This is a genomic window from Sinomonas cyclohexanicum (assembly GCF_020886775.1).
GTDB classification, from domain to species: domain Bacteria; phylum Actinomycetota; class Actinomycetes; order Actinomycetales; family Micrococcaceae; genus Sinomonas; species Sinomonas cyclohexanicum.
Window position 1 is genome coordinate 2397701 of the sequence record NZ_AP024525.1, and the last position, 26545, is coordinate 2424245.

The window sequence follows — 26545 nt, forward strand, 5'->3', positions numbered from 1 at the left end:
CCACGCTGCCGATCAGGCTTCGTCTGGGTGCGTGCGCTCCCACTCGGCCTGGTCCCGGTCACGCTGGACATTCTCCCGGTCGAGGCGCGCACCCGTGCGGATCGCGAAGAACCACGTGACGAGCAGCACGGCGCCGACCACGAACATCATCGGCTCGAGGAAGCCGAGCAGGACGAGGACCGCCTGCAGGGCCCACGCGAGCCACATGCCCCAAGGACGCGAGACGACAGCGCAGGCCAGGATGAACACCGCCACTAGGCCGAGGCCGCCCCCGAGGACCGGGCCGGCGCCCAGCTCACGCCCGCGCAGCCCGAAGACCACCAGAGTCGTGAAGAACACGACGAACGCCTCCGTCAGCAGCAGGATCGAGGCGAACATCACCCGCACCGACCTGCGCTGCCTGGGCATGCCCGGACGCCACTCGCGCTGGGCCTTCGTGAGCCTCGCCATCATGCGGCGTCCTTCCCGAGCAGGATGCGGGCCTCGCCGACCACGGTGATCGAGCCCGTGATGAGCACACCGCCGCCGAAGTCCCCGGTCGCGTCGGCACGCTCGACCGCGTACTCGATCGCGTCGTCGAGCTTCTCCTCCACGTGGACCACGTCCTCGTCGAAGCCCAGGTCGAGGGCCAGCTCGGCGAGCTCCTCGGCCGGGATAGCGCGCGGGGAGGCAGACTGGGTGAAGCAGTACTCGACGGGGAGCTCGGCGAACTCCTCCTTGAGCGTGGTCAGGATCTCCTCTGCGTCCTTCTCCCGGAGCACGCCGAGCACCACCGCGAGGCCGGAGAAGTCGAAGGCCTCCTGGAGCGCCCGGGCGCTGACGCGGATCCCGTCCGGGTTGTGGGCGGCGTCGACGATGATCGTCGGGGACGTCCGGATGACCTCGAGGCGGCCGGGCGAGCTGACCTCGGCGAAGCCCTCGCGGAGCAGGTCGATGCTGAGCTCCTTCTCTCCCCCGCCGAGGAATGCCTCGAGGGCCGCGACGGCGACCGCTGCGTTCTCCGCCTGGTGGGCGCCGTGGAGCGGGACCGCGAGGTCCTCGTAGCGCCCCGCGAGGCCCTGGACAGTCACGATCTGGCCCCCGACGGCGAGCGCGCGGGACTCGACGCCGAACTCGATGCCTTCGAACCGGCAGGGGACCCCCAGCTCGCGGGCCCTGTCCAGGAGCACCTGGGCAGCGCCGGCCGGCTGGGCGGCGCTGACGAGGAACCCGCCGGGCTTGATGATCCCGGCCTTCTCGCGGGCGATGTCCTCGACCGTGTCGCCGAGGAGATCGGTGTGGTCGAGGGAGATGGGCGTGACCACGGAGACGGCGCCGTCGCCCACGTTGGTCGCGTCGGTGATCCCGCCGAGCCCCACTTCGATGACGGCCACGTCCACGGGCTCGTCGGCGAAGACGGCGAAGCCGAGGATCGTGACGCACTCGAAGTACGTCAGGCGAGGCTGCCCCGTTTCCTCGAGCTCGCCATCCACGATGGCGAGGTACGGCGCGATCTCGTTCCAGATCCGCACGAACGTCGCGTCGGGAACGGGCGCGCCGTCGATGCTGATCCGCTCGGTCACCCGGCTCAGGTGGGGGCTCGTGTAGCGGCCGGTGCGCAGCCCATGGGCGCGCAGGCCCGCCTCGATCATGCGCGCGGTGGAGGTCTTGCCGTTCGTGCCCGTGATGTGGACGATCGGGAACGCCCTGTTCGGCTCGCCGAGCACGTCCATCGCGCGGAACAGCGGGGCGAGCCGCGGCTCCATCTTGTTCTCCGGGGCGCGGCCGAGGAGGATCGCGTAGACCTCCTCGACCGTGGTCGGCTCGGCGCTCATCGGGCGTCCACCTGCCGGTGCTCGACGCGCTCCACGAGCGCGGTCGGCTCGACGTCCGCCACGAGCAGCTCGAGCTCGAGCGTGAGCGTCTCGCCCTTGAGGAGATCGGCGTGCGCCTCGGCCGCGGAGATCACGTGCTTCCTGGCGGTGATGCTCGTGCGGATCCGGTCGCTCACCTCCAGGTCGGCGTCCTTGCGGGCCTGCTGGACCGTACGGACCAGATCGCGGGCAAGGCCCTCGGCCTCGAGCTCGGGGGTCACCTCGGTGTCGAGGACCACGAAGCCTCCGCCGGGCAGCATGGCGACGGCGGCGTGCTCGCCGGCCTTGGCCGCGTCCACGACCGTCTCGAGCGTGTACTCGCTCGGCTCGAGGGCCAGTCCACCCGCGGTGATCGTCCCGTCCTCGGCCACCGACCAGTCTCCGGACTTGGCGCCCTTGATGGCCTGCTGCACCCCCTTGCCGAGGCGGGGGCCCGCGGCGCGGGCGTTCACGACGAGCTTGCGCTCGATCCCGAATTCCTCCTCGCTCGCCTCGGCCGCGTCGAGCAGCCGGACGGCCTTGAGGTTGAGCTCGTCGGCGATAACTGCCTCGGACCCCGCGAGTGCTGCGGCATCGGGCACGACGACGGTGAGCGCCTTCAGCGGCAGCCTCACCCTCAGCTTCGCAGCCTTGCGCAGCGACGACCCCGCCGAGCACACCGCCTGGGTGCGGTCCATCTGCGCCACGAGCGCGGCGTCGTCACCGAACAGGGACGCGTCCGGCCAGTCGGTCAGGTGGACCGAGCGGCCGCCGGTGAGGCCGCGCCAGATCTCCTCCGCCACGAGGGGCAGGAGCGGGGCCGCGGCACGGCAGATCGCCTCGAGCGCCGTGTACAGCGCGTCGAACGCGTCCGCGTCCTCATCGAAGAACCGCTGCCGAGACCTGCGCACGTACCAGTTCGTGAGCATATCCAGGTACTCGCGCAGCACGTCGCACGCGTTGGAGATGTCGTACGCGTCGAGGTGCTGCTGCATGCCCGCCACGAGGCGGCCCGTCTCGGCCATGAGGTACCGGTCCAGCGGGTCCGTGTAGCCGTCGTAGCGCAGGGTCGCGTCGTAGCCCGCGCCTCCAGCAGAGCTGGCGGCGTTCGCGTACATCGTGAAGAAGCTGTACACGTTCCACAGCGGCAGGATGACCTGGCGCACGCCGTCGCGAATGCCCTGCTCGGTGACGATGAGGTTGCCGCCGCGCAGGATCGGGCTGGCCATGAGGAACCAGCGCATCGCGTCAGAGCCGTCGCGGTCGAGGACCTCCGAGACGTCCGGGTAGTTTCGCAGGCTCTTGGACATCTTCTGGCCGTCCGAGCCGAGCACGATCCCGTGGCTGATCACGTTCCGGAACGCCGGCCGGTCGAACAGGGCGGTCGCCAGGATGTGCAGCGTGTAGAACCAGCCGCGGGTCTGCCCGATGTACTCGACGATGAAGTCGCCCGGGTTGTGGGTCTCGAACCACTCCTGGTTCTCGTGCGGGTAATGGACCTGGGCGTACGGCATCGACCCGGAGTCGAACCAGACGTCCAGGACGTCGGGGACGCGGCGCATCGTGGACTGGCCCGTGGGGTCATCCGGATTGGGCCGGACGAGCTCGTCGATGAAGGGCCGGTGGAGGTCCGGCTTGCCCTCGTGGTTGAGCGGGAGCCGGCCGAAGTCGGCCTCGAGCTCGGCCAGCGAGCCGTAGACGTCGGTGCGCGGGCATTCGGGGTTGTCCGAGACCCACACGGGGATGGGCGAGCCCCAATAGCGGTTGCGGCTGATCGACCAGTCCCGGGCGTTCTCGAGCCACTTGCCGAACTGGCCGTGCTTGACGTTGCCCGGGATCCAGGTGATCTGCTCGTTGAGCTCGAGCATACGGTCCTTGATCTTGGTGACCTCGACGAACCAGCTTGAGACGGCGCGGTAGATCAGGGGGTTGCGGCACCGCCAGCAGTGCGGGTAGCTGTGCACGTAGCTGGCCTGCTTCACGAGGCGGCCCTGCTCGCGCAGCACCCGCGTGATCGGCTTGTTCGCCTCGAAGACCTGCAGCCCCACGATGTCCTTGAGGGGGGCGTCGTCCCGGGTTCCGAACAGCGGAAGGAAGCGCGCGCCGTCGTCCACGGAGAGGATCACCGGGATGCCGGCGGCCTCGCAGACCTTCTGGTCGTCCTCGCCATAGGCCGGTGCCTGGTGGACGATGCCCGTGCCGTCCGTCGTGGTGACATAGTCCGCGACGAGGATCTGCCACGCCTTGCCCGTGCCGTAGGTCTCCGTGTTGGTGAAGTAGTCCCACAGCGGCTCGTAGCGGATCCCCTCGAGGTCCGTGCCCGCGTAGGTGCGCTCGACGGCGGCGGAGGCCTCCTCGGCGCTCTCGTAGCCGAGGTCCTTCGCGTAGGAGCCGAGGAGGTCCTCGGCGAGGAGGAACCGCGTCCCCGCGGGGAAGTCGGACACACCCGGCGCCTTCAGTTCCGCGGGACCCAGAGGCACGACGGCGTAGCGCACCCCAGGCCCGACGGCGAGCGCCGCGTTGGTCGGCAGGGTCCAGGGCGTCGTCGTCCAGGCGAGGGCGAGGACCCCGGCGAGTTCCTTGGAGGCCGCGGAGTCGCCGGCCAGCAGCGGGAACGTCACGGTGACTGTCTGGTCCTGGCGGTCCTTGTAGACGTCGTCGTCCATGCGCAGCTCGTGGTTGGACAGCGGCGTCTCGTCGTTCCAGCAGTACGGCAGCACGCGGTACCCGCTGTAGGTGAGCCCCTTCTCATGGAGCGTCTTGAATGCCCAGATCACGGACTCCATGTACTCGACGTTGAGCGTCTTGTAGTCGTTCTCGAAGTCCACCCAGCGTGCCTGGCGCTTGACGTACGCCTCCCACTCGTGGGTGTACTTCAGCACCGAGGCGCGGCAGGCGTCGTTGAACTTGTCGATGCCCATCTCGTCGATCTCGGACTTCTGGGCCATGCCGAGCTGCTTCATCGCCTCGAGCTCGGCCGGCAGACCGTGGGTGTCCCATCCGAAGCGGCGCTCGACGCGCTTGCCGCGCTGAGTCTGGTAGCGGGCCACGAGGTCCTTGGCGTAGCCGGTGAGCAGGTGCCCGTAGTGCGGCAGGCCATTGGCGAAGGGCGGCCCGTCGTAGAAGACGAACTCGTTGGCGCCGTCGCGGCCGGCGTCGCGGTTGTCGATGGAGGCCTGGAAGGTGCCGTCCGCATCCCAGTACGCGAGGATTCGCTCCTCGAGCTCGGGGAAGCGCACGCTGGCCGGCGCCGCGGTGCCCTGCTGGTCGGGGCTCGTCGCGCCTCGTGCTGGAACTGCTGTGGCCTTGGGGTACACGCTCACTCGGATCCTGGCTCGCTCTGTGCTGCTGGATGCGAGGACGGCGTTCGCCCGGATCGGCCGGACGGCACCGCGGTACCACCTCACTTGCCTCCGCCCCACATCCCCCAGGGACACGCCAGCGGACGCCTCTCGTTCACGGCTGTGACGGGCCTACCCGTCCGGTTCTACTGGGCGCCGCCTCTTCGGTGGATTCCCGATGGGCGCGTGCCGTTCTTCCGGAAGCTCGCCGGTGATGGCCGGGTCAACGCTTTGCTGTCAAGTCTACGCAAAGCCAAACCTCGATGTCGAAGCGCGGCACGCCGTCACATATCTCCAGCGTCTGGAATAAATAGCGGCGCGCGCCCATACTGGTGCCACCGAGCGCAGGCCACGAGACGAGGAGAATCCGATGCGCACCACACCACACCTCGCGCTACCGACCCTCGGGTCGGCTCCCGAGTGGGTCGCGATGGCGGCCCTCAAGGGGCTGCGGCTCGAGGTGGCCCACACGGGCCGCAGAACCCGGCTGCCGCGTGCGGCCCGCGTCGCCGCGCCGATGATCCTCGCCGCCGCCCTCGAGAATGCCGCCCGCCACGCTGATGCCACGCTGCCCGTGGTTCTCGAGATGCACTGGCGGTCATCGGGGCTGACCGTGCGCGTGCTCAACGTTCCCGGCGAGACGGGCATGGGTGCCCTCCTTCGCCCGGGGCGCGGCATCGCGGCCATGATGGCGCGGGCGCACCGTGCCGGCGGCTGGCTGCGGGCGGGCCTCTGCGCGGAGGGCTTCGAGGTCGAGGCCTTCCTCCCCGGAGTGGGCCTCCCGTCGGTCCGGCCGGGCTGGCTCCCCGACGCCCACGTCGGCCACGTCCTCGCATCGACCGGCGGCGCGCATGCGGCCGCGGGGCCTATCCGCGGATGAGCTTGTGCGCCGCGGCCTGGGCGACCGGCCGGACAACGATCTCGTCGAGATTGACGTGGTGCGGCACGCTCACGGCGTAGCGCACGACGTCGGCCACGTCTTCAGCGGTCAGGGGCTCGCGAACGCCCTCGTAGACCTTCGCGGCGGCCTCGGCATCGCCGCCGAGCCGCATGAGGGTGAACTCCTCGGTCTTCACGAGGCCGGGCAGCACCTCGATGACACGCACGTTGTGCTCGGCCTCCTCGAGGCGGAGCGCCCGGGTCATGCCACGCTCGGCGAACTTCGCGGCGTTGTACCCGCCGCCGCCCTCGTACGAGACGAGCGCCGCGACCGAGGTGAGGTTCAGCACGGTCCCGCGACCACTGGCACGCAGCATCGGCAGGAACGCCCTGGTGATCTTCATGGTCCCGAGGACGTTGGCGCGGAACATCCATTCCCAGTCCTCGGTCTTCGCCTCGGCGATCCAGTCCGTGCCGCGGGCCCCGCCGGCGATGTTGACGAGCGTGTCGATGCCCCCGCCCGTGGTGACCTCGGCGAGGAGGCGCGCGACGTCGTCGTCCTCCGCGATGTCCGCGGGGACCGCGATGGCGCCCGTCTCGGCGGCGAGGGACTCGAGCCGCTCGGCGCGCCGGGCGACGGCGTACACGCGCCATCCGTCGGCGGCGAGGGCGCGCACGGTCGCCTCCCCGATCCCCGTGCTCGCGCCGGTCACGACGGCGGAGCGGGGCGTGCTGTGGGCGGCGCGGTCAGTGGGTGTGGTCGCAGACGTCATGCGCCCAACCTATCGCGCCCCATTCAGCCGCGACCCATTCAGCAGGGACGCGAGCACCACCGCCTGGTTGTGCTCTGTGTCATGGGCGGAGTAGACGAGTTCCGCAGGCTGGTGCTCGCCGACCGCCTTGGCAAGCTCGGCATACGCCTCGGAGTCCTTGAGCTCGGCGCGGTACTTCGCGGCGAACTCGTCGAAGCGCTCGGGGTCGTGGGCAAACCACTTCCGCAGCTCGGTGGACGGTCCCGCGTCCTTGAGCCACAGGTCCACCGCGGCATGCTCCTTGCTCAGGCCGCGCGGCCAGATCCGGTCGACCAGAATCCGGAACGTGCCCTTCGGAGACGGCTCGTACACGCGTCGAATCGCCACAGTACCCATGCGGCCATGCTAGGCCCGGGACTGGGTGCGGACCACGGTCCGTGCAGCGCCTCGGGCCCGCTGCGCAAAAGCATGGAAGAATCAATGGCATGCCTGAAGCAGCCATCACGGGTACAGACACGCCCGAGCGCACCCCGACCAATGTTCCGGACAAGCCCGCCCTCGAGGGCCTCGAGGCCAAGCTCACCGAGCGCTGGTCGTCCGAGGGGACCTACCGGTTCAATCCCGAGACCACGCGCTCCGAGGTCTACTCGATCGACACTCCCCCGCCGACCGCCTCAGGGTCCCTCCACGTGGGCCACATGTTCTCGTACACCCAGGCGGACCTGCTCGCCCGGTACCAGCGGATGACGGGCAAGAACGTCTTCTACCCGATGGGCTGGGACGACAACGGCCTGCCGACCGAGCGGCGAGTCCAGAACTACTACGGCGTCCGGTGCGACCCTGCGATCCCGTACGACCCCGGCTACCGCCCGCCAGCACAGCCGGCCAAGAACCAGCGCGACTTCGACGTCATCTCCCGCCGGAACTTCATCCAGCTGTGCGAGGAGCTCGCGGTCGAGGACGAGAAGGTCTTCGAGAACCTGTTCAAGACCCTCGGGCTCTCGGTGGACTGGGACATGACGTACCGCACGATCGACGACGCCTCACGCGGCGTCGCCCAGCGCGCGTTCCTGAGGAACTTCGCTGCGGGAGACGCCTACCTCGCCGAGGCACCGACTCTTTGGGACGTGACGTTCCGCACGGCCGTGGCCCAGGCCGAGCTCGAGGACCGCGAGGTCCCCGGCGCGTACTACCGCTACGCCTTCACGGCGCACGACGGCGCGCCCGTCCACATCGAGACGACCCGCCCCGAGCTGTTGGCCGCCTGCGCGGCGCTCGTGGCCCATCCCGACGACGAGCGCTACCAGCACCTCTTCGGAACCACCGTGACCTCGCCGCTGTTCGGCGTCGAGGTCGAGGTCAGGGCCCACCCGCTCGCGAAGCCGGACAAGGGCTCCGGCATCGCGATGGTGTGCACGTTCGGCGACCTCACCGACGTCACGTGGTGGCGCGAGCTCCAGCTGCCCACCCGCGCGATCATCGGCCGCGACGGCCGGCTCGCCCAGGAGGCCCCCGAGTGGATCACGAGCGAGGACGGCCGGGCCGCCTACGCCAGGATTGCGGGCAAGACCGCGTTCTCCGCGAAGGAGGGCGTCGTGGAGATGCTGTCCGAGCGCGGGCTCCTCGACGGAGAGCCCAAGAAGATCCTCCACCCGGTGAACTTCTACGAGAAGGGCGACAAGCCCCTCGAGGTCGTCACCTCCCGCCAGTGGTACATCCGCAACGGCGGGCGCGACGAGGACCGGCGGGCGACCTTCCTCGCCCGCGGACGCGAACTCGAGTGGCACCCGGCCTTCATGCGTTCGCGCTATGAGAACTGGGTCGAAGGCCTCAACGGCGACTGGCTCGTCTCGCGGCAGCGCTTCTTCGGCGTGCCGATCCCGGTCTGGTACCGCCTCGATTCCGAGGGCAACCCGGACTACGAGAACCCGATCGTTCCCGACGACGCCTCGCTCCCGGTCGACCCGGTCGCCGAGCCCGCTCCCGGCTTCGACGAGTCCCAGCGCGGCGTGGCAGGCGGCTTCACGGGCGACCCGGACGTGCTCGACACGTGGGCCACGTCCTCGCTCACGCCCCAGATCGTTGGCCGGTGGAGCCGGGACGATGCCTTTTTCTCCCATGTGTTCCCGTTCGATCTTCGCCCCCAGGCCCACGAGATCATCCGCACGTGGCTGTTCTCCACCGTGGTCCGCGGCGAGGAGCTGCATGGCACGGCGCCGTGGAAGCACGCGGCGATCTCGGGCTGGGTCCTCGACCCGGACCGGAAGAAGATGTCCAAGTCCAAGGGCAACGTGGTGGTCCCGACCGACATCCTCGACGAGTACGGCGCGGATGCTGTGCGCTATTGGGCGGCCTCGGCGAAGCTCGGCGCGGACACTGCGTTCGAGGTCGCCCAGATGAAGATCGGCCGCCGCCTCGCCATCAAGATCCTCAACGCGTCCAAGTTCGTCCTTGGGCTCGGCGCCACGCAGGACACGGTGCTCGCTTCCGGTACGGACCCGGTCCTCGTGAACGCCCTGGACCGGGCACTCCTGGCCCAGCTGGCGGATATCGTGCAGCAGGCCGGTGCCGCGTTCGCGGCGTACGATCCCGCCCGGGCCCTGCAGCTGACGGAGTCGTTCTTCTGGCAGTTCACAGACGACTATGTCGAGCTCGTCAAGGACCGCGCCTACGGAGCTCAGGGAGACGCCCAGAAGGCATCCGTGCTCGCGGCCCTGGCCACGACGCTCGACGCGATCCTCCGCCTGTTCGCCCCCTTCCTCCCGTTCGCCACGGACGAGGTGTGGAGCTGGTGGCGCTCGGGGTCGGTCCACCGTGCGGCGTGGCCCGTCCCGCTGGCTGTGGACGGCGATCGCGGCATGCTGCCGACCGTCGGTCAGGCGCTTTCGGGCCTCCGTAAGGCCAAGTCCGAGGCGAAGGTGAAGCAGCGCACCGAGGTGATGACCGCCGTCGTGTCCGCCCCGGCGGATCTGCTGGCCCAGCTCGAGGCCGGTCTGGGCGACCTCAAGGCGGCCGCGAACGCTCGGTCGATCGAGCTCCGTGACGGTGCCGGGGAGGTCACTGTGAGCGACGTGGAGCTCGCCGCGGTCGACGCCCAATAGCAGGAGCAGCCCCGGGCTGGCGGCCGGTCCGGGCAAAGGGGAAGCCCCATCAGCGTTTACGCGTTGGTGGGGCTTCGACTTTTCGACTGGTCGGTGACGTTCTCGCAGTCTGGTGGAATCCTCGGCATTCAGGTCTTGCCGCTCGCCACTTGCGGCCAGTCGCTGGCTTTGCCAAAGGCTGCGCCGAGTGCGACTGTCACTGGATCTTCGGTTTCCACGTCCTCATCCTTTCGGATGAGGTATGTCCATTGTGGTCTTGGGCACATCCGAGTGCAAGAGGGCTGACCGAACTACAGCATCGTAGTTCGGTCAGTTCAGTGGTTCCTCAGACCGCGGACGGGCGCTCCGTGCGCGTCCGCTTGAGCTCGAAGAAGTGCGGGAAGGACGCGAGTCCCACCGCGGCATCCCACAGGGTCCCGGCCTCTTCGCCCCGCGGAATCCTCGTGATCACGGGCCCGAAGAAGGCCGTGCCGTTGAACGCGACGATTGGCGTGCCGACGTCCTGGCCGACCCGCTCGATGCCGGTCTTGTGGCTTTCCCTCAGCTGGCGGTCATACTCATCGGAGTCCGCGTACTGGGCGAGCTCCGCCGGAAGGCCGACCTGCTCAAGCGCCCGGCGGATCACCTCCGAGCGGTCCGTGACCTTCTCTTGGTGGATCAGGGTTCCCATCGCGTCGTACAGCGGCTTGATGTTCTCGGGCCCGTGGAGCTCGGATGCGGCGATGATGACCCGCACCGGTCCCCAGTTCTCGTCCATGGCGCGCTGGTAGTCATTCTCGAGTTCTCGCCCCTCGTTGAGGACGGCCAGACTCATGACGTGCCACTCGGTCTCGATGTCGCGAACCTTCTCAACCTCGCCGATCCAGCGCGAAGTCACCCAGGCGAACGGGCACGCAGGATCGAACCAGAAGTCGGCCTTCTGCTTCTGCATGGTGATGTGAGTACCTTTCGTGGGCGGGGGTCAGGCCGACTTGTTGCGGCGCTTGGCCACCACGCTGTGCGGGATGAGCGTCGGCTCCTCGGTCCCCATGACGACGCCGCGCGTGATCACCACGCTCGCGATGTCGTCGCGGCTCGGGAGGTCGAACATCACGGGGAGGAGGACCTCCTCCATGATGGCCCGGAGTCCGCGGGCACCGGTGCCCCGCTCGAGCGCGAGGTCCGCGATCGCCTCGAGTGAGGCGTCCTCGAAGTGGAGCTCGACGCCGTCGAGCTGGAACATCTTCTCGTACTGCCTCACGAGCGCGTTCTTCGGGACGGTGAGGATCTGCATGAGGGCGGGCCGATCGAGGTTCTCGACGGTCGTGATGACGGGCAGCCGCCCGATGAACTCGGGGATGAGGCCGAACTTGAGGAGGTCCTCCGGCATGACGTCAGAGTAGCTCGCGTCCTTGCTCGTGAGCGCGCTGAGCGGGGCGCCGAATCCGATGCCCTTCTTGCCCGCGCGCTGGCCGATGATCTCCTCGAGGCCCGCGAACGCGCCCGCCACGATGAACAGCACGTTGGTCGTGTCGATCTGGATGAACTCCTGATGCGGGTGCTTGCGGCCGCCCTGAGGCGGGACCGAGGCCACCGTGCCCTCGAGGATCTTCAGCAGCGCCTGCTGGACGCCCTCGCCCGAGACGTCACGCGTGATCGAGGGGTTCTCGCTCTTGCGGGAGATCTTGTCGATCTCGTCGATATAGATGATCCCCTGCTCGGCCTTCTTGACGTCGTAGTCCGCGGCCTGGATGAGCTTGAGCAGGATGTTCTCCACGTCCTCACCGACATAGCCTGCCTCGGTGAGCGCCGTAGCGTCTGCGACGGCGAACGGGACATTGAGCCGCCGGGCGAGCGTCTGGGCGAGGTAGGTCTTGCCGCAGCCCGTCGGGCCGATCAAGAGGATGTTCGACTTCGCGATCTCGACGTCGTCGTGCGCCTCAGCAAGAGAGCCACCCTTCGTTGCGTGGCCGGACTGGATGCGCTTGTAGTGGTTGTAGACCGCGACCGCGAGGGCACGCTTGGCGGGCTCCTGCCCGATCACGTACTCCTGGAGGAAGTCGAAGATCTCACGCGGCTTGGGCAGCTCGAACGAGCCAAGATCGGAGACCTCGGCCAGCTCCTCCTCGATGATCTCGTTGCACAGCTCGATGCACTCGTCACAGATGTACACACCCGGGCCCGCAATGAGCTTCCGGACCTGCTTCTGGCTCTTGCCGCAGAAGGAGCACTTCAGTAGGTCTGCACTCTCTCCAATGCGCGCCATTCGTCGTTTCCCTTCCTGAAGAAGCCTTGACCTTCCCACTGTAGGCCACAGCGGCGGCCCACGTCGTAAGACACCACGCGAAGGCACCGCCCGCGGACACGAGTCGCAGACGGCCAACAAGTGGACGCCCGCTCCACGACACGGCGCCGATGCCCGGGATTCCCGGGCATCGGCGCCGTCGTGGGGCGGGCGCCAGCCATTCGCGCACGCCGCTGGGTCAGCGGGAGATCGCGCTCGGGCGGATCTTGCGTGACTCGAGGACCTCGTCGACGAGCCCGTACTCCTTGGCCTCGTGGGCCGTGAGGAACTTGTCGCGCTCGATGTCGGCGCTGATCTCCTCAGGCGTCTTGTTCGTGTGCTTCGCCCACGTGTGCTCGAGCCATTCGCGCATGCGAAGGACCTCTCGCGCCTGGATCTCGAGGTCGGACGCCTGACCGCCGGATCCGCCGGAGAGCGCGGGCTGGTGGATCATGACCGTCGAGTTCGGCAGCGCAAGGCGCTTCCCGGGCGTGCCCGCCGCGAGGATTACCGCAGCGGCGGAAGCCGCCATTCCGAGGCAGACAGTCTGGATCTCAGGACGGATGAACTGCATCGTGTCGTAGATCGCGGTCATGGCGGTGAACGAACCGCCCGGCGAGTTGATGTACATCGTGATGTCGCGGTCCGGATCGTTCGCCTCGAGGACGAGCAGCTGAGCCATGATGTCATCCGCAGACGCGTCGTCGACCTGGACGCCCATGAAGATGATGCGGTCCTCGAACAGCTTCGTGTACGGGTCCTGGCGCTTGAAGCCGTACGGCGTGCGCTCCTCGAACTGGGGAAGGACGTAGCGGCTCGTGGGCAGGCTGGCCGGGTTGACGCCCATGCTGTAGTTCATCTGGTTGCTCCTAGTTCTTCCTGTGCTCCGGGCGCGTCTCTACTTGTCGGTCCCGCCGCCACCGGACACGTGCCCCGCACGCTCGGCGATCTTGTCGAAGAAGCCGTACTCGAGGGCCTCCTGCGCAGTGAACCACTTGTCGCGGTCGTTGTCCTTGAGGATCGTCTCGATCGTCTGCCCGGTCTGCTCGGCCGTCAGCTCGGCCATGACGCGCTTCATGTGGAGGATGAGCTCGGCCTGGATCTTGATGTCCGACGCCGTGCCCCCGATCCCGCCGGAGGGCTGGTGCATGAGGATGCGCGCGTGCGGCGTCGCGTACCGCTTGCCCTTCGTGCCGGACGAGAGCAGGAACTGGCCCATCGAAGCTGCCAGCCCGGTGGCGACCGTCACGACGTCGTTCGGGATGAACTGCATCGTGTCGTAGATCGCCATGCCCGCCGTGACCGATCCTCCGGGCGAGTTGATGTACAGGTAGATGTCCTTGTGCGGGTCCTCCGCGGACAGGAGGAGGAGCTGCGAACAGATGGCGTTCGCGTTTTCATCGCGGACCTCCGAGCCGAGCCAGATGATGCGCTCCTTGAGGAGGCGCTGGTAGATGAAGTCCTGGCCGCCGTTCCCCTCAGCCGGCCCTGCCATGCTCGGCGACTTCTCCTGCTGGTGCATGCTGCGATACCTCTCGATCTGGTGCACGGACCTGATTGCTTCTACAGGGACACTAGCCGTTTTCCGAGGCGCTTTGTTCCGCGCCGGCGCGCTGTTCGCTTCCAGCGCATGACGCAGCACCGCGCCGGACGCACAGAGGCCGCCGCCCTGCCCATCGGGGCAGAGACGGCGGTCTCGTCGGCAGCCCGGAACGGGCGTGGCCTCTAGAACTTCGCAGCGGCGGGATCGTCGCTCGGGACGACGTCGGCGGACTCCTCGGCGGCCACTGCGGCGTCGGCTTCCTCGTCCGCGAGTGGGCGGACGAACTCGCTCAGGTCGACGGCGTTGCCCTCGGAGTCGGTGACCTCGGCCTTGCCGAGCACCACGGCGAGCGCCTTGCGGCGGCGGACCTCGCCGACCATCATCGGGACCTGGCCGGACTGGTCCATGATCTGGGCGAACTGGTTCGGGTCCATGCCGTACTGGCTCGCGGTGGTCACGAGGTACTCGATGAGCTCCGACTGGGAGACACCGATCTCCTCCTTGTCAGCGATCGCGTCGAGGATGACCTCGTTCTTGAACGCCCGCTCGGTGTTGGCCTTGACCTCGGCGCGGTGCTCCTCCGTGTCGTGGTCCTCCTCGGCCGCGTGGCCCCCGCTGGAGGGGTTGAAGTGGGCCTCGACCTGCTCGGTCACGACGCCCTCCGGAACCGGCACCTCGATGAGCTCCACGAGCTTGTCGAGGACCTTGTCGCGGGCCTCGACGCCCTGGGCGACGACCTTGGACTGGGCGGCCTGCTTGGCGAGGTCAGCGCGGAGCTCGTCGATCGTGTCGAACTCCGACGCGAGCTGGGCGAAGTCGTCGTCGGCCTCGGGGAGCTCGCGCTCCTTCACCGCGGTGACCTTGACGGACACCGAGGCGTTCTCGCCGGCGTGCTCGCCGCCGGCCAGCTTGGTCTCGAACACCGACTCCTCATCGGCTGACAGCCCGGTGACGGCCTCGTCGAGGCCCTCGAGCATCGTGCCCGAGCCGACCTGGTAGGACAGGCCGGAGGCGGAGTCGACCTCCTCGTCGCCGACCTTGGCGGTCAGATCGATTGTGAGGAAGTCGTCGGCCTGGGCCGGGCGGTCGACGGGCTTGAGCGTGCCGAAGCGGCCGCGCAGCTCGTCGAGGGCCGTCTGAACGTCGTCATCGCCTGCCTCGGCGGCATCGACGCCGATCTTGAGGCCCTCGTAGTCGGGCAGCTCGATCTCGGGACGCACGTCGACCTCTACGGAGAACTTGAGCTCGCCCTCGGTAGCCGAGGGGTCGGGGACCTCGGTGATCTCGACCTCGGGGCGGGAGAGCGGGCGGATCCCGGTCTCGGCGACAGCCTGCTGGTACCAGTCGTTGAGCCCCTCGTTGATAGCGGTCTCGAGGACGTAGCCACGGCCGACGCGCTGGTCGATGAGGCGCGACGGCACCTTGCCCTTGCGGAAGCCGGGGACCTGGATCTGCTCGGCGACGGCCTTGTAGGCGGCATCGATGTTCGGCTTCAGCTCGTCGAGGGTCACCTCGACGTTGAGCTTTGCCCGGGTGGGGCTGAGGTTCTCGGCAGCGCTCTTCACAGCGTGGCTCTCCTGGATGGTCGGATTGGTGGTACCGCCCTGGGCGATTGCCGCAGGACGCGACTGTCGGGGTGACAGGATTTGAACCTGCGACTTCCTGCTCCCAAAGCAGGCGCTCTAGCCAAGCTGAGCTACACCCCGGTCTAGTGCACAGACCACGATACCGTGACGGGATCGATCGTCGCACATCAGCCCTTGGGTACGGCAACGGGCCCCTCCCATCGGGAGAGGCCCGCGTCGCGGAGCGGCCGACGGGAATCGAACCCGCGTAATCAGTTTGGAAGACTGAGGCTCTACCATTGAGCTACGGCCGCGAGGGCCCTCTCACTAAAGCGAACCCCGGCGCCAGTGTCAAATCAGAGCCGTCTCATGTGCCCAGGCTGGCCATCAGCTCTGGCACGTGGTGCACCAGTAGAGCTTCCTTCCGGCTTCCTCCCCGAGCACGACCGGAGCCCCGCACACCCGGCAGTCACGGCCCTGGCGCCTGTACACGTAGTGTGCGTCCTCCGGCTCCGGCAGCTGCAACGGGCCTCCCGGCCACCCCGACGGGTCCGTGGTGATGATCCGGCCGTCACGCACTCCCTGCGCCATCGCCCGAGCCGCATCCGCCCACAGGGCGTGCGCCTGGTCCTCGGAGAGGGCCGCGCCCGGGGTCGTCGGATCGAGCCTGGCCCGGAACAGGAGCTCCGCGCGGTACACATTGCCGATCCCTGCCACGACCGTCTGGTCCATGAGGAGGCGCGAGACCGGCGTGCGACGGCGCGTGAGCCGCCGGGCGAACTCTTCGCCGCCGGCGGGCTCCTCCTCCCACCAGTCAGGCCCGGGCCCCGCGAGCGGGTCCGGGCCCAGACGGTCCCGCGCTGCCCGCGCCTCGGCCTCGGCCTCGACCGTGCACGTGCTCGCCCCGCGCAGGTCGGCCCAGCCGTGGGCGGACACGAGCCTCGCCCTGACTGCCCCGCGCGGAGGCGGCGGTGCGGCGCTGTGCCGCGCGGCGCCGTCGTCCGCTGCCTCCCTCTCGCCGACGCGGCGCGGGGCGCCGATGCTCGAGGCGCCGGTGAACGTCTCGTCGCCGCCGAACTCCCACGCGCCATAAAGGCCAAGGTGGACGCGCAGCACGAGGCCGCCCTCGACATGGAGGAACAGCTGCTTGCCGTGCGCGGACGCACCCAGGAGCACTCGGCCGTCCAGAAGGGCGGCGCCGTCGCGGAACGGCCCCTGGGGGCTCGAGACGGCGAGCCGCTCCCCCGCGAAGACATCGGTGAACTGCCGGGCGAGCCGATGGATGGAATGGCCCTCGGGCACAGCGGGTCCCGCGCTAGTCGATGATCTCGCCGGTCACCTCGTAGGTGGCGATCTTGCCGATGCGGCGGACGTGGCGGTCCTCGTTGCTGAACGGCTCTGCCAGGAAGGCCTCGATGAGGGCCGTGGCCTCCTCGAGGCTGTGCTGACGTCCGCCGACGGCCACGACGTTCGCGTCATTGTGCTCGCGGGCGAGCCTGGCCGTGTCGAGGTTCCAGGCGAGGGCCGCGCGCACTCCGCGGACCTTGTTCGCGGCGATCTGCTCGCCGTTGCCCGATCCTCCGAGGACGATCCCGAGGGCGTGGGTCCCCGCCTCCAGATCCGCCACAACAGCCAGGGCGGCCCGGATGCAGAACGACGGGTAGTCATCGAGCGCGTCGTACTCGCGCGGTCCATGGTCCACGACGTCGAAACCCTGACCAGTCAGGTGCGCCACCAGGTGTGCTGACAGCTCCATGCCTGCATGGTCGGTGGCAATGTGGACGCGCGGCTTCGGCACGGCGTTCCTCTCTGTGGTTCTTCTCGGGACTCCCAGACTACGCGCCGGATGCCGCGCGGAGCACGTCGACGACGCGCCTGGCGGTGTCGCCGTCGCGCCCCGAGAAGGTCGCGTGGCGCCCGTCGTCGAGGATCACCTCGACGGCCTCCCCGCTCGCGGCGAGGACCGAGACGGACCGCCCCCTCCTGCGGTACCCCCACCCGCCGAACGAGCGCGCCGCGACGGTCGCGAACCCGGTCCGGAGCACGGACGACGGCGCGAAGCGCAGCACGGGCACCAATCCGGCCAGGAAGACCCCTACCGCTTCGGGGCTGACCGAGACCCGGACCACGAGGCACCCCGCGGCGGCGAGGGCCGCGAGCGTCAGCGCGAGTGAGAGCCACGGCGAGACGACGATCAGGAGCAGCGAGACGGAGACGCCGACGATACCGAGCATCACGAACACGGACGAGCGCGCGTGCGCCCAATACGTGAACGTCGCGGCCGCCCGCTCGGGCTCGAGCTCCTCGAGGAGGGCCTCCTGGTCGCGTGGCCCCCATTGCTCGTCCGGCTTGAACGACAAGAGCATGACGACGGCGAACGCTACCGTGGCGCCGGAGCCCATCGCCAGCACGATCGGGTCGGGGTGCGAATCCCGGGCGTCGGCCACGCCATCCTGCCCGATGAGGCCCGCCGCGAGGACAGTGGTGAGGAACATGGACATGCCCACCCCCCCGGCCATGAAGATCTTCCGGGAAATCGGCGGGCGTGACAGGAGCGCGGCCTGGAGGCACAGGAGTGCCCCGACCACCGCCACGAGCGCGGCGCCGCCCACGAGGTACCCGAAGAAGGGAATGAAGGCCCGGCCCCCGCCGGCGTCCCAGAGCCATGCGACGGGTTCGGGGACGCGGCCCCGGAACGTCAACGAGGCGAGACCGAACCCGACGGCGAGCAGCACAGGGTAGCCGACGGCGAACCGCAGCGCCTTCCGGTCCCATCGTTTCTCGGACCTCTCGGTGGATCCCGCCATGCCCCCAACGCTACTGCACAGGAGACGCACAGATTCGGTCCAGAGCCATGCTGGCTTCAAGCCCGCCCGACATGAAACAATGACTTCAAAAGTGATCCGCGCCACGCGGAACCACCTGATCTCGCACACGCTTGGAGGGCACATGCCAGGGACGAATCTCACCCGCTCGGAAGCCATCGAGAGGGCCGAGGCCATCCGGCACGTGGACAACTACCACGTCGAGCTCGATCTGGCCCGCGGTGATCGCGTCTTCGGCTCCCGCACCACCGTGAGGTTCACCGCACAGGAGGGCGCGTCGTCGTTCATCGACGCGATCACCGATACGGTCCGCTCCGTGACGCTCAACGGCGAGGCGCTCGATCCGGCCGTGGTGAGCGACGGCGTCCGGATCCAGCTCCCCCACCTGGCGGCCGAGAACGAGCTCGTGGTCGACGCCGACGCGCTCTACATGAATACCGGCGAGGGGCTCCACCGCTTCGTGGACCCGGTGGACGGGGAGGTCTACCTCTACACCCAGTTCGAGGTGCCCGATTCGCGCCGCATGTTCGCGGTCTTCGAGCAGCCGGACCTCAAGGCGTCGTTCCGGTTCACCGTGACCGCGCCGTCGCACTGGGAGGTCGTCTCCAATTCCGCGACGCCCGAGCCCGTGCGCGTGCCCGGCGAGGACGCCTCCTCCGTGTGGGACTTCGCGCCCACCCCGCGGATCTCGAGCTACATCACCGCCCTCGTGGCCGGCCCGTACCAGAGCGTGACCGATTCCCTCGTCAACTCCGCGGGCCGGACCGTGCCCTTGGGCATCTTCGCGCGGAAGTCGCTCATCCAGTACCTCGACGCGGAGAACATCTTCGGCATCACGAAGGCCGGCTTCGCGTTCTACGAGCGTGAGTTCGGCTGCGAATACCCGTTCGAGAAATACGACCAGCTCTTCGTCCCGGAGTTCAACGCGGGCGCCATGGAGAACGCGGGCGCCGTCACGATCCTCGAGAGCTACGTCTTCCGGTCCAAGCCGACCCAGGCGACCGTGGAGCGCCGGGCGATCACGGTCCTGCACGAGCTCGCGCACATGTGGTTCGGCGATCTCGTCACGATGCGCTGGTGGGACGACCTGTGGCTGAACGAGTCCTTCGCCGAGTTCATGTCCCACCTCGCCGCCGCCGAGGGCACAGACTTCCGCCACGCGTGGACCACCTTCGCCTCGGTTGAGAAGTCCTGGGCCTACCGTCAGGACCAGCTGCCCACGACCCACCCGATCTTCGCGGACATCACGGACCTGGCCGACGTCGAGGTCAACTTCGACGGCATCACCTACGCGAAGGGCGCGTCCGTGCTCAAGCAGCTCGTGGCGTGGGTCGGCCAGGAACACTTCATGGAGGGCGTCCGCCGCTACTTCGCGAAGTACGCGTGGGGCAACACGGTGCTCGCCGACCTCATGGCCGAGCTCGAGGCCGCGAGCGGCCGCGACCTCACCTCATGGGGCACGGCCTGGCTCGAGACCGCGGGCGTGAACACCCTCTCGCCCCAGATCGCGACGGACGACGCCGGCCGGATCCTCTCCTTCGCCGTTCGCCAGAGTGCCGTCCCCGACTACCCGACCATCCGCCCTCACCGCCTCGCCGTGGGCTTCTACGACCGCGATGCATCCGGCGCCCTCACGCGCACGCACCGCGTGGAGCTCGACGTGGACGGCGAGCTGACAGAGGTCCCCGAGCTCGTGGGGACCACCCGCCCGGCGCTCGTGCTCCTCAACGACGACGACCTCGCCTACGCGAAGGTCCGGCTCGACCCCGTGTCCCTTGCCACGGCGACCGAGAGCCTCAAGGACATCGCCGAGAGCCTCCCCCGCGCGCTCGTGTGGGGCTCGGCGTGGGACGGCGCCCGCGACGGTGAGACGCCGGCCCGCGCGTACGTGGACCTCGTCCTGTCCAACATCGGGGCAGAGTCCGACGCCTCCGTCGTGCAGACGCTCCTGCGCCAACTCGCGACCACCCTCGAGTACTACGTTGCGCCGGAGGCCCAGAGCGAGGCCAAGCGTGGCGCGGCGGCGCGGCTCTGGGGCCTCGCGCGGGAGGCCGAGGCAGGCTCGGACTCGCAGCTGCAGTTCGTGAAGTCCTTCGCTGCGCTCGCGGCGACGGCGGAGCACCTCGACGCGGTCGCCGGCCTGCTCGACGGCGCCGTGGAGGTGCCGGGCCTGACGGTGGACCAGGACCTGCGCTGGGACCTCGTCGCCTCCCTCGCCGCGGGCGGAAGGAACTCGCAGCAGGGCATCGACGACGAGCTCGCGCGGGACAACACCTCGACGGGCCAGTGCGCGGCGGCGCTCGCCGCGGCCGCGCTCCCCACGCCGGAGGCCAAGGCGGAGGCCTGGGACGCGATCGTGGTCCGCGGGAAGCTCTCCAACGCGATCCAGCAGGCGGCGATCAACGGATTCGTACGGGCGCACGATGCCGCGCTCCTGACCCCGTATGCCGAGAAGTACTTCGAGGCGGTGCCCGGAATCGTCACGGGGCGCACGCACGCGCTCGCGCAGCAGATCGTGGTCGGCCTCTACCCGGCACGGCCGACCACCCAGGCGATCGTCGATCGCACCGATGCCTTCCTCGCCTCCCTGGCCGATGATCAGGCCGCCCTGCGCCGCATGACGCTCGAGAACCGCGACGGCGTCGCGAGGGCCCTCCGCGCGCAGTCGGCAGACCGGTAGTCTTGGCGTCCATGGCACTCGGCGAGCACCACTACAGCGTCACGGTCACGTGGACGGGCAACCGCGGGACGGGAACATCCGGTGTGCGCGACTTCGGCCGAGAGCACGACGTCGCGCTGCCCGGCCTGCCCGTCCTGCCCGGCACGGCCGACCCGTCCTTCCGCGGGACCGCAGACCGGTACAACCCGGAGCAGCTGCTCCTCACGGCCCTTGCCCAGTGCCACATGCTCAGCTACCTCTTCGAGGCGGCGCGGCACGGCGTTGTCGTGACCGGGTACAGCGACGCGGCGAGCGGCACGATGGCGGTGCACGGCACCTCAGGCGAGTTCACTGAGGTGACCCTGCGTCCGCGAGTCGAGCTCGCCGACGAGTCGCAGCGGGCTCTCGCGGATCGGCTGCACGACGACGCGCACGAGACCTGCTTCATTGCGCGCTCGGTGAACTTCCCCGTGAGGCACGTCCCCGAACTGCCCTGAAGGGCCGTCGCCCCAGGCTGGGCCGATAGGGTGGGGGAACACCGTTCCCTCACCCAGGAGGCCCCTGAGAGTGCCATTCGCCCTGTCCGAGACCCTGACAGCACCCGCGAGCACGACGCCGAGCCCGTCGCCCAGCGCTGATCCGCTCCCGATCACGTCCGCGCAGCTCGACAGCGCCGTGTCCACGTTCAACGAAAGGCTTCTCCAGGTCGCCATCGCGATCGGCGTCGGCCTGATCGTGTGGCTCGTTGCCACGTTCTTGATCCGTCAAGTGGTCAAGAGGATCCTCACCGGGACGGCACTCTCGCAGAACCGGATCTTCAAGTGGGCTGCCCCTGCTCTGCGGGCGCTCGACTCCGAACGAAGGGCCCAGCGGGCCCGGACCATCGGCTCGCTCCTGAACTCCATCGTCGCCGTGGTCATCACGACCCTCGTGGTCCTGTACGTCCTCAAGGCGCTCGGCGTGGACCTCGCACCCGTCCTGACCAGCGTCGGCATCCTCGGCGTCGCCATCGGCTTCGGCGCCCAGCAGCTCATCCGCGACTTCCTCGCCGGGATCTTCATCACGCTCGAGGACCAGTACGGCATTGGCGACTTCATCGAGACCGGCGCGGGCGAGGTTGCGGGGACTGTCGAGTCCATGGGGCTTCGCATCACCCGGGTCCGCGCCGAGGACGGCACCATCTGGTACCTGCGGAACGGCGAGATCCTGCGTGTCGGGAACCGGTCGCAGGGCAGCTATGTGCCGCCCGTAGCGCCAACGGCAGCGCCCGCGGGCGGGGCGCCGGAGGACAATGAAGGCGGCAGCACCGCGCAGGACAGCAACGGAGGTCAGCATTCCCGTGAGTGAGACAGCACAGAGGAGCTTCTACGAGCTCGTCGGAGGGCACGAGACATTCGTCAGACTCGTCGACGTGTTCTACGACGGGGTTGCCGAGGATCCGCTGCTGCGCCCGATGTACCCCGAAGAGGACCTCGGCCCTGCTCGGCGTCGGCTCACGATGTTCCTCGAGCAGTACTGGGGAGGGCCGGGCACCTACAGCGCCGAACGGGGCCACCCGCGCCTGCGCATGCGACACGTGCCGTTCAAGGTCAATCCGGCGGCCCGAGACCGCTGGCTCCACCACATGCGCGCGGGCGTCGACGCCCTCGGGCTGCCGCCCGTGTACGAGGCCACGCTATGGGATTACCTCGAGAGGGCCGCCCACTCCTTGGTGAACTCGTTCGAGGACTGAGGACGGCCTCGGGGCCACGGGCTCAGACGGCGGCGAGCACCGAGGGCCGACGGCACAGCACGTGCCCGCGGCTCGAGGAGAGCCTGACCCACGGGCCGCACCCGAACCGCCGCAGCTCATTGCCCGGCGCGGCGAAGCCGAGCACCTGCGCCGCGAAGGCGGCGCCGCTCGGAACGCCCGGGCTCGCGGGCAGGTCGCGTCCCCAGACCGCGGACCTGACGCTGTGGAGCATCGCGGCGCCGGGCTGCTGCGGGACCGTGCCCGCCACCTCGGCGATGCCGGCGGCGGCAGCCGAGAGCACGTCGTCGCCCGCGATCGATCCCTGAGGCTCCCACGGCCCGCGGGGCGGACTCACTGCGGCCCACGCCTCGCGCGTACGCGTCGGCGGGAGCTCCAGCCCGGTGCCTGCATCGCCGAGGCGGGCCAGGCGGTCGAACACCGCCGCCATCGGAACCGTCGCGTCCACGTGGGCTTCCCTCGCGAGGGCCAGGGTGCGCAGCCCCAGAACCGTGGGCGTGGGCTCTCCGAGGATCCGCGGACCGATCACGCACACATAGACGGCGAGCACGCCGCCCACGGCCTGCAGGCGCACCGAGCCGTGGTCGACCGACCGTGCCCGGGTCAGGTACACGCGCAGGTCGGAGACCGCCTCGGGGTCGCCGAGGTCCAGCACGACGGCGGGTGAGGGGCTCACGCTCGCACGCTCCCCTCGGGCAGCGGCGGCCGCCGGCGGAACGGCACGTCGGGTCCGGCGAACTCTGCGAACTCGGTGCGCATTGCCTCCGGCAGCCGCACCGGGCGGCCGGTCGCTCGGCTCACGAGGACCATCGACGTGGAACAGTTGGCGCAGACGGCGCCATCCGCGAGGTCGATCACCGCGTAGCCGAGGTCGAACGACGAGCCGCCCACGCGGGTGACCCACAGGTCCACCGCCACGGGCTCCTTGCGGTACAGCAGCGGCGCGAGGTATTCGATCTCGTGCCTGCCGACCAGCGTGAAGTTCGCGTCCGTGACGAGGTCGGCGAGGGTCCGAGGTCCTCCCGCCCCCGCCGCCGCAGTCTTCAGCGGTTCCCGAATCCAGTGCACGCGCGCGTCCTCGAGGAACTGCAGGAAGCGGACATTGTTCACGTGACCGTAGGAGTCGACGTCGCCGAAGCGCAGTTGCAGGGGGAATCGGTACGCGGAGGGCATACAGCCATCTTGCCACCACGGCGTGCGGTCCCATGTGGCCTGCTGGCACCCGGCGTCACCCGGCGTCTAATGTCGTGCCATGACATCCGTCCGCCCCGCGGGGCCCACCGGCACACTGCTGACCCTGCTCGACCTCGACGACCTCGGCGGCGCCAGGACCGACAAGGACGTGTTCGTCGGCCCGAGCGAGCGCCAGCCGCGCCACCGGGTCTTCGGAGGGCAGGTCCTCGCCCAGAGCCTCGTCGCGGCGTCGCGGACCGTGGCCGACGACCGGTCTGTCCATTCGATCCACGCCTACTTCCTCCGGCCGGGCGACGCGGACAAGTCGATCACTTTCGGCGTCGAACGCCTGCGGGATGGTCGTTCGTTCTCCGCCAGGCAGGTGCACGCCTATCAGGACGGCACCCCGATCCTGTCGATGATCGCGTCCTTCCAGATCGAGTCGGAGGGCGTCGAGCACCAGTCGACGATGCCTGAGGGCATCCCAGACCCGGAGTCGCTCCCGAGCACCGCGGACCTGCTGGGCTCCATCGACCACCCCGTCGCCCAGTACTGGGCCTATGACCGGCCGTTCGATGTCCGGCACGTGGACCCCGCGCTGTACGTCTCCGCGGCAGGCTCGCATGTGGCGCGGAACGCCGTGTGGATGAAGACGTTCGATCCGATGCCCGACGACGACACCTTGCACCGGGCTGCCCTCGTGTTCGCCAGCGACTACACGCTGCTCGAGCCCGTGCTGCGCCGCCATGGCCTGTCGTGGATCACCCCTGGCATGAGTGTGGCGAGCCTCGACCACGCGATGTGGTGGCACCGCCCGGTCAGGGTGGACGAGTGGCTGCTGTATGTCCAGGAGTCCCCCAGCGCGCAGGGCGCCCGCGGGCTCGGAACGGGGAAGATCTTCAACCGCCAGGGGGTGCACGTCGCGAGCGTGGCCCAGGAGGGCATGATTCGGCTGCCGTACCTCGAGGGACCCGCCTGAGCCTGGCGGCGATGTTCCCAGCAGGACCAACCTCAACGCAGGTAGGGCCGGCCCGACTGGGCTGGCCCTACGTGCGTTCGCCTCGCGCCGCGGACGCGGCGTGGCGCGGTGTCAGTCGCGCGTGAGCTTGCGGTGCGTCACGCGGTGGGGCTTGGCCGCCTCGGGACCGAGCCGCTCGACCTTGTTCTCCTCGTACGACTCGAAGTTGCCCTCGAACCAGTACCAGTTGGCCTCGTCCTCGTCCGTGCCCTCGTAGGCGAGGATGTGGGTGGCGACGCGGTCCAGGAACCAGCGGTCGTGGGAGACCACGACGGCGCAGCCGGGGAACTCGAGCAGGGCGTTCTCGAGGCTCGAGAGCGTCTCGACGTCCAGGTCGTTCGTGGGCTCGTCGAGGAGCAGGAGGTTGCCGCCCTGCTTGAGGGTGAGCGCAAGGTTCAGGCGGTTCCGCTCCCCGCCGGAGAGCACGCCGGCCTTCTTCTGCTGGTCCGGCCCCTTGAAGCCGAACGCGGAGACATAGGCGCGCGACGGCATCTCGACCTGGCCGACCTGGATGTGGTCGAGCCCGTCCGAGACGACCTCCCAGAGCGTCTTGTTGGGGTCGATGCCCCCACGCGACTGGTCGACGTAGGAGATCTTGACCGACTCGCCGATCTTCAGGTCGCCGCCGTCGAGCGGCTCGAGGCCCACGAGCGTCTTGAACAGCGTCGTCTTGCCGACGCCGTTGGGCCCAATCACGCCGACGATCCCGTTGCGCGGGAGCGAGAACGAGAGGCCGTCGATGAGCACGCGGTCGCCGAAGCCCTTCTTGAGGTCCTTGGCCTCGATGACGAGCTGGCCGAGTCGCGGGCCCGGCGGGATCTGGATCTCCTCGAAGTCCAGCTTGCGGGTGCGCTCGGCCTCGGCGGCCATCTCCTCGTAGCGGGCGAGGCGTGCCTTGGACTTGGTCTGGCGTCCCTTGGCGTTGGAGCGGACCCACTCGAGCTCGTCCGAGAGACGCTTCGCCAGCTTGGCGTCCTTCTTGCCCTGGACCTCGAGGCGCGCACGCTTCTTCTCGAGATACGTCGAGTAGTTGCCCTCGTACGGGTAGAGGCGGCCGCGGTCAACCTCACAGATCCACTCGGCGACGTGGTCGAGGAAGTAGCGGTCGTGGGTGACGGCGAGCACTGCGCCCGGGTAGTTCGACAGGTGCTGCTCGAGCCAGAGGACGCTCTCGGCGTCGAGGTGGTTCGTGGGCTCATCGAGGAGCAGGAGATCAGGCTTCTGCAGGAGGAGCTTGCACAGGGCCACGCGGCGGCGCTCGCCTCCCGAGAGGACCTTGACGTCGGCGTCCGGCGGGGGGCACCTCAGGGCGTCCATCGCCTGCTCGAGCTGCGAGTCGAGGTCCCAGGCGTCGGCGGCGTCGATGGCCTCCTGGAGCTTGCCCATCTCCTCAAGGAGCGAGTCGTAGTCGGCGTCGGGGTTCGCCATCTCCTCGGAGATCTGGTTGAACCGCTCGATCTTCGCGTAGATCTCGCCGACGCCCTCCTGGACGTTGCCCAGGACGGTCTTCTCCTCGTTGAGCGGTGGCTCCTGGAGGAGGATCCCCACGGAGTAGCCCGGCGACAGCCGTGCCTCGCCGTTGGACGGGGTGTCGAGGCCTGCCATGATCTTCAGGATGGTCGACTTCCCAGCGCCGTTCGGGCCCACGACGCCGATCTTGGCTCCGGGGAAGAAGGACATGCTCACGTCGTCGAGGATGACCTTGTCGCCCACCGCTTTACGGGCCTTGGTCATGGTGTAGATGAATTCCGCCATGGCGTTAAATCTAGTGGGTCGCACCGACGATCACACATCCATCCCCTCGACCGGAAGGGCCAGGCGCTTCCAGCAGCGCGCGGCCCTTC

Annotated in this window: 23 protein-coding genes and 2 tRNA genes; 7 read left to right on the forward strand and 18 right to left on the reverse strand. The window is 69.0% G+C overall.

Annotation, left to right across the window (positions count from 1 at the left end; genetic code table 11):
- Positions 1-12: 12 nt before the first annotated feature.
- From SCMU_RS11445 to ileS, 3 genes are read right to left on the reverse strand one after another with little or no spacing between them, the layout of a single operon-like run.
- Entirely contained in the window at positions 13-450 is a 438-nt protein-coding gene (locus SCMU_RS11445) for a DUF4233 domain-containing protein (protein ID WP_443020309.1), read from the reverse strand.
- Complete coding sequence (locus SCMU_RS11450; RefSeq protein ID WP_229229289.1) at positions 450-1814, reverse strand: bifunctional folylpolyglutamate synthase/dihydrofolate synthase; 1365 nt, start codon at positions 1812-1814, stop codon at positions 450-452. The genes SCMU_RS11445 and SCMU_RS11450 overlap by 1 nt, the downstream gene beginning before the upstream one ends.
- The gene (gene ileS, locus SCMU_RS11455) at positions 1811-5155 is read right to left on the reverse strand and encodes an isoleucine--tRNA ligase (RefSeq protein ID WP_443020133.1); all 3345 of its coding nucleotides are present in this window, start codon (positions 5153-5155) and stop codon (positions 1811-1813) included. Before ileS ends, SCMU_RS11450 begins: the two co-directional genes overlap by 4 nt.
- 388 nt (positions 5156-5543) lie before the next feature.
- On the opposite strand from ileS, the gene SCMU_RS11460 reads away from it, so the two are divergent.
- Positions 5544-6053 (forward strand): sensor histidine kinase, encoded by a 510-nt coding sequence (locus tag SCMU_RS11460; RefSeq protein WP_229229290.1) that lies wholly within the window; start codon positions 5544-5546, stop codon positions 6051-6053.
- Here the strand turns inward: SCMU_RS11460 and SCMU_RS11465 are convergent.
- Positions 6040-6825 (reverse strand): SDR family oxidoreductase, encoded by a 786-nt coding sequence (locus SCMU_RS11465; protein ID WP_229229291.1) that lies wholly within the window; start codon positions 6823-6825, stop codon positions 6040-6042. The two genes, SCMU_RS11460 and SCMU_RS11465, sit on opposite strands and share 14 nt — an antisense overlap.
- 9 nt (positions 6826-6834) lie before the next feature.
- Entirely contained in the window at positions 6835-7200 is a 366-nt protein-coding gene (locus SCMU_RS11470) for a DUF488 domain-containing protein (protein ID WP_229229292.1), read from the reverse strand.
- An 89-nt stretch (positions 7201-7289) separates the two neighbouring features.
- Between SCMU_RS11470 and valS the strand changes: the two genes are divergently transcribed.
- Positions 7290-9905, forward strand: a complete 2616-nt coding sequence (gene valS, locus SCMU_RS11475; RefSeq protein ID WP_229229293.1) for a valine--tRNA ligase — start codon at positions 7290-7292, stop codon at positions 9903-9905.
- Positions 9906-10230: 325 nt separating this feature from the next.
- On the opposite strand, the gene SCMU_RS11480 is transcribed toward valS, so the two are convergent.
- The 10 genes from SCMU_RS11480 to SCMU_RS11525 all read right to left on the reverse strand — a co-directional run bounded on the left by SCMU_RS11480 (position 10231) and on the right by SCMU_RS11525 (position 18083).
- Positions 10231-10836 carry a mycothiol-dependent nitroreductase Rv2466c family protein gene (locus SCMU_RS11480; RefSeq protein WP_229229294.1) on the reverse strand — a complete coding sequence of 202 codons (606 nt, stop codon included), beginning with the start codon at positions 10834-10836 and terminating at the stop codon, positions 10231-10233.
- 30 nt (positions 10837-10866) lie between these two features.
- On the reverse strand, positions 10867-12150 hold the full coding sequence (gene clpX / locus SCMU_RS11485; protein WP_229229295.1) for an ATP-dependent Clp protease ATP-binding subunit ClpX: 1284 nt from the start codon (positions 12148-12150) through the stop codon (positions 10867-10869).
- A 217-nt stretch (positions 12151-12367) separates the two neighbouring features.
- Entirely contained in the window at positions 12368-13027 is a 660-nt protein-coding gene (locus SCMU_RS11490; protein ID WP_274602847.1) for an ATP-dependent Clp protease proteolytic subunit, read from the reverse strand.
- A gap of 39 nt (positions 13028-13066) precedes the next feature.
- On the reverse strand, positions 13067-13690 hold the full coding sequence (locus SCMU_RS11495; RefSeq protein ID WP_371829669.1) for an ATP-dependent Clp protease proteolytic subunit: 624 nt from the start codon (positions 13688-13690) through the stop codon (positions 13067-13069).
- Between the two features lie 203 nt (positions 13691-13893).
- A complete protein-coding gene (gene tig, locus SCMU_RS11500) occupies positions 13894-15276 on the reverse strand; it encodes a trigger factor (protein ID WP_229229296.1) in 1383 nt (460 codons plus the stop codon).
- A 66-nt stretch (positions 15277-15342) separates the two neighbouring features.
- A tRNA-Pro gene (locus SCMU_RS11505) sits at positions 15343-15417 on the reverse strand.
- Between the two features lie 102 nt (positions 15418-15519).
- Positions 15520-15590: transfer RNA gene (locus SCMU_RS11510), tRNA-Gly, on the reverse strand.
- Positions 15591-15663: 73 nt separating this feature from the next.
- On the reverse strand, positions 15664-16578 hold the full coding sequence (locus tag SCMU_RS11515; RefSeq protein WP_229229297.1) for an Fpg/Nei family DNA glycosylase: 915 nt from the start codon (positions 16576-16578) through the stop codon (positions 15664-15666).
- A 13-nt stretch (positions 16579-16591) separates the two neighbouring features.
- Complete coding sequence (locus SCMU_RS11520) at positions 16592-17074, reverse strand: ribose-5-phosphate isomerase (RefSeq protein WP_274602849.1); 483 nt, start codon at positions 17072-17074, stop codon at positions 16592-16594.
- Positions 17075-17111: 37 nt separating this feature from the next.
- Positions 17112-18083: a hypothetical protein gene (locus tag SCMU_RS11525; RefSeq protein ID WP_229229299.1), complete on the reverse strand. Its 972-nt coding sequence runs from the start codon at positions 18081-18083 to the stop codon at positions 17112-17114.
- Between the two features lie 142 nt (positions 18084-18225).
- Here SCMU_RS11525 and pepN point away from each other — a divergent pair, with 142 nt between their 5' ends.
- The 4 genes from pepN (at position 18226) to SCMU_RS11545 (ending at position 22492) form a co-directional block, all read left to right on the forward strand.
- Positions 18226-20781, forward strand: coding sequence for an aminopeptidase N (gene pepN, locus SCMU_RS11530; RefSeq protein WP_229229300.1), 2556 nt, complete (start codon positions 18226-18228; stop codon positions 20779-20781).
- Between the two features lie 11 nt (positions 20782-20792).
- Entirely contained in the window at positions 20793-21257 is a 465-nt protein-coding gene (locus SCMU_RS11535; protein WP_229229301.1) for an OsmC family protein, read from the forward strand.
- A 151-nt stretch (positions 21258-21408) separates the two neighbouring features.
- Entirely contained in the window at positions 21409-22107 is a 699-nt protein-coding gene (locus tag SCMU_RS11540) for a mechanosensitive ion channel family protein (protein ID WP_443020310.1), read from the forward strand.
- Positions 22100-22492 (forward strand): globin, encoded by a 393-nt coding sequence (locus SCMU_RS11545; protein WP_229229303.1) that lies wholly within the window; start codon positions 22100-22102, stop codon positions 22490-22492. Before SCMU_RS11540 ends, SCMU_RS11545 begins: the two co-directional genes overlap by 8 nt.
- Positions 22493-22514: 22 nt before the next feature.
- Here SCMU_RS11545 and SCMU_RS11550 read toward each other — a convergent pair whose 3' ends face one another.
- The gene (locus SCMU_RS11550) at positions 22515-23186 is read right to left on the reverse strand and encodes a DUF8185 domain-containing protein (RefSeq protein ID WP_229229304.1); all 672 of its coding nucleotides are present in this window, start codon (positions 23184-23186) and stop codon (positions 22515-22517) included.
- Positions 23183-23683 (reverse strand): acyl-CoA thioesterase, encoded by a 501-nt coding sequence (locus SCMU_RS11555; protein ID WP_229229305.1) that lies wholly within the window; start codon positions 23681-23683, stop codon positions 23183-23185. Before SCMU_RS11555 ends, SCMU_RS11550 begins: the two co-directional genes overlap by 4 nt.
- A gap of 79 nt (positions 23684-23762) precedes the next feature.
- On the opposite strand from SCMU_RS11555, the gene SCMU_RS11560 reads away from it, so the two are divergent.
- Positions 23763-24662 carry an acyl-CoA thioesterase gene (locus SCMU_RS11560; protein WP_229229306.1) on the forward strand — a complete coding sequence of 300 codons (900 nt, stop codon included), beginning with the start codon at positions 23763-23765 and terminating at the stop codon, positions 24660-24662.
- A gap of 111 nt (positions 24663-24773) precedes the next feature.
- On the opposite strand, the gene ettA is transcribed toward SCMU_RS11560, so the two are convergent.
- On the reverse strand, positions 24774-26456 hold the full coding sequence (gene ettA / locus SCMU_RS11565; protein WP_229229307.1) for an energy-dependent translational throttle protein EttA: 1683 nt from the start codon (positions 26454-26456) through the stop codon (positions 24774-24776).
- Positions 26457-26545: the final 89 nt, after the last annotated feature.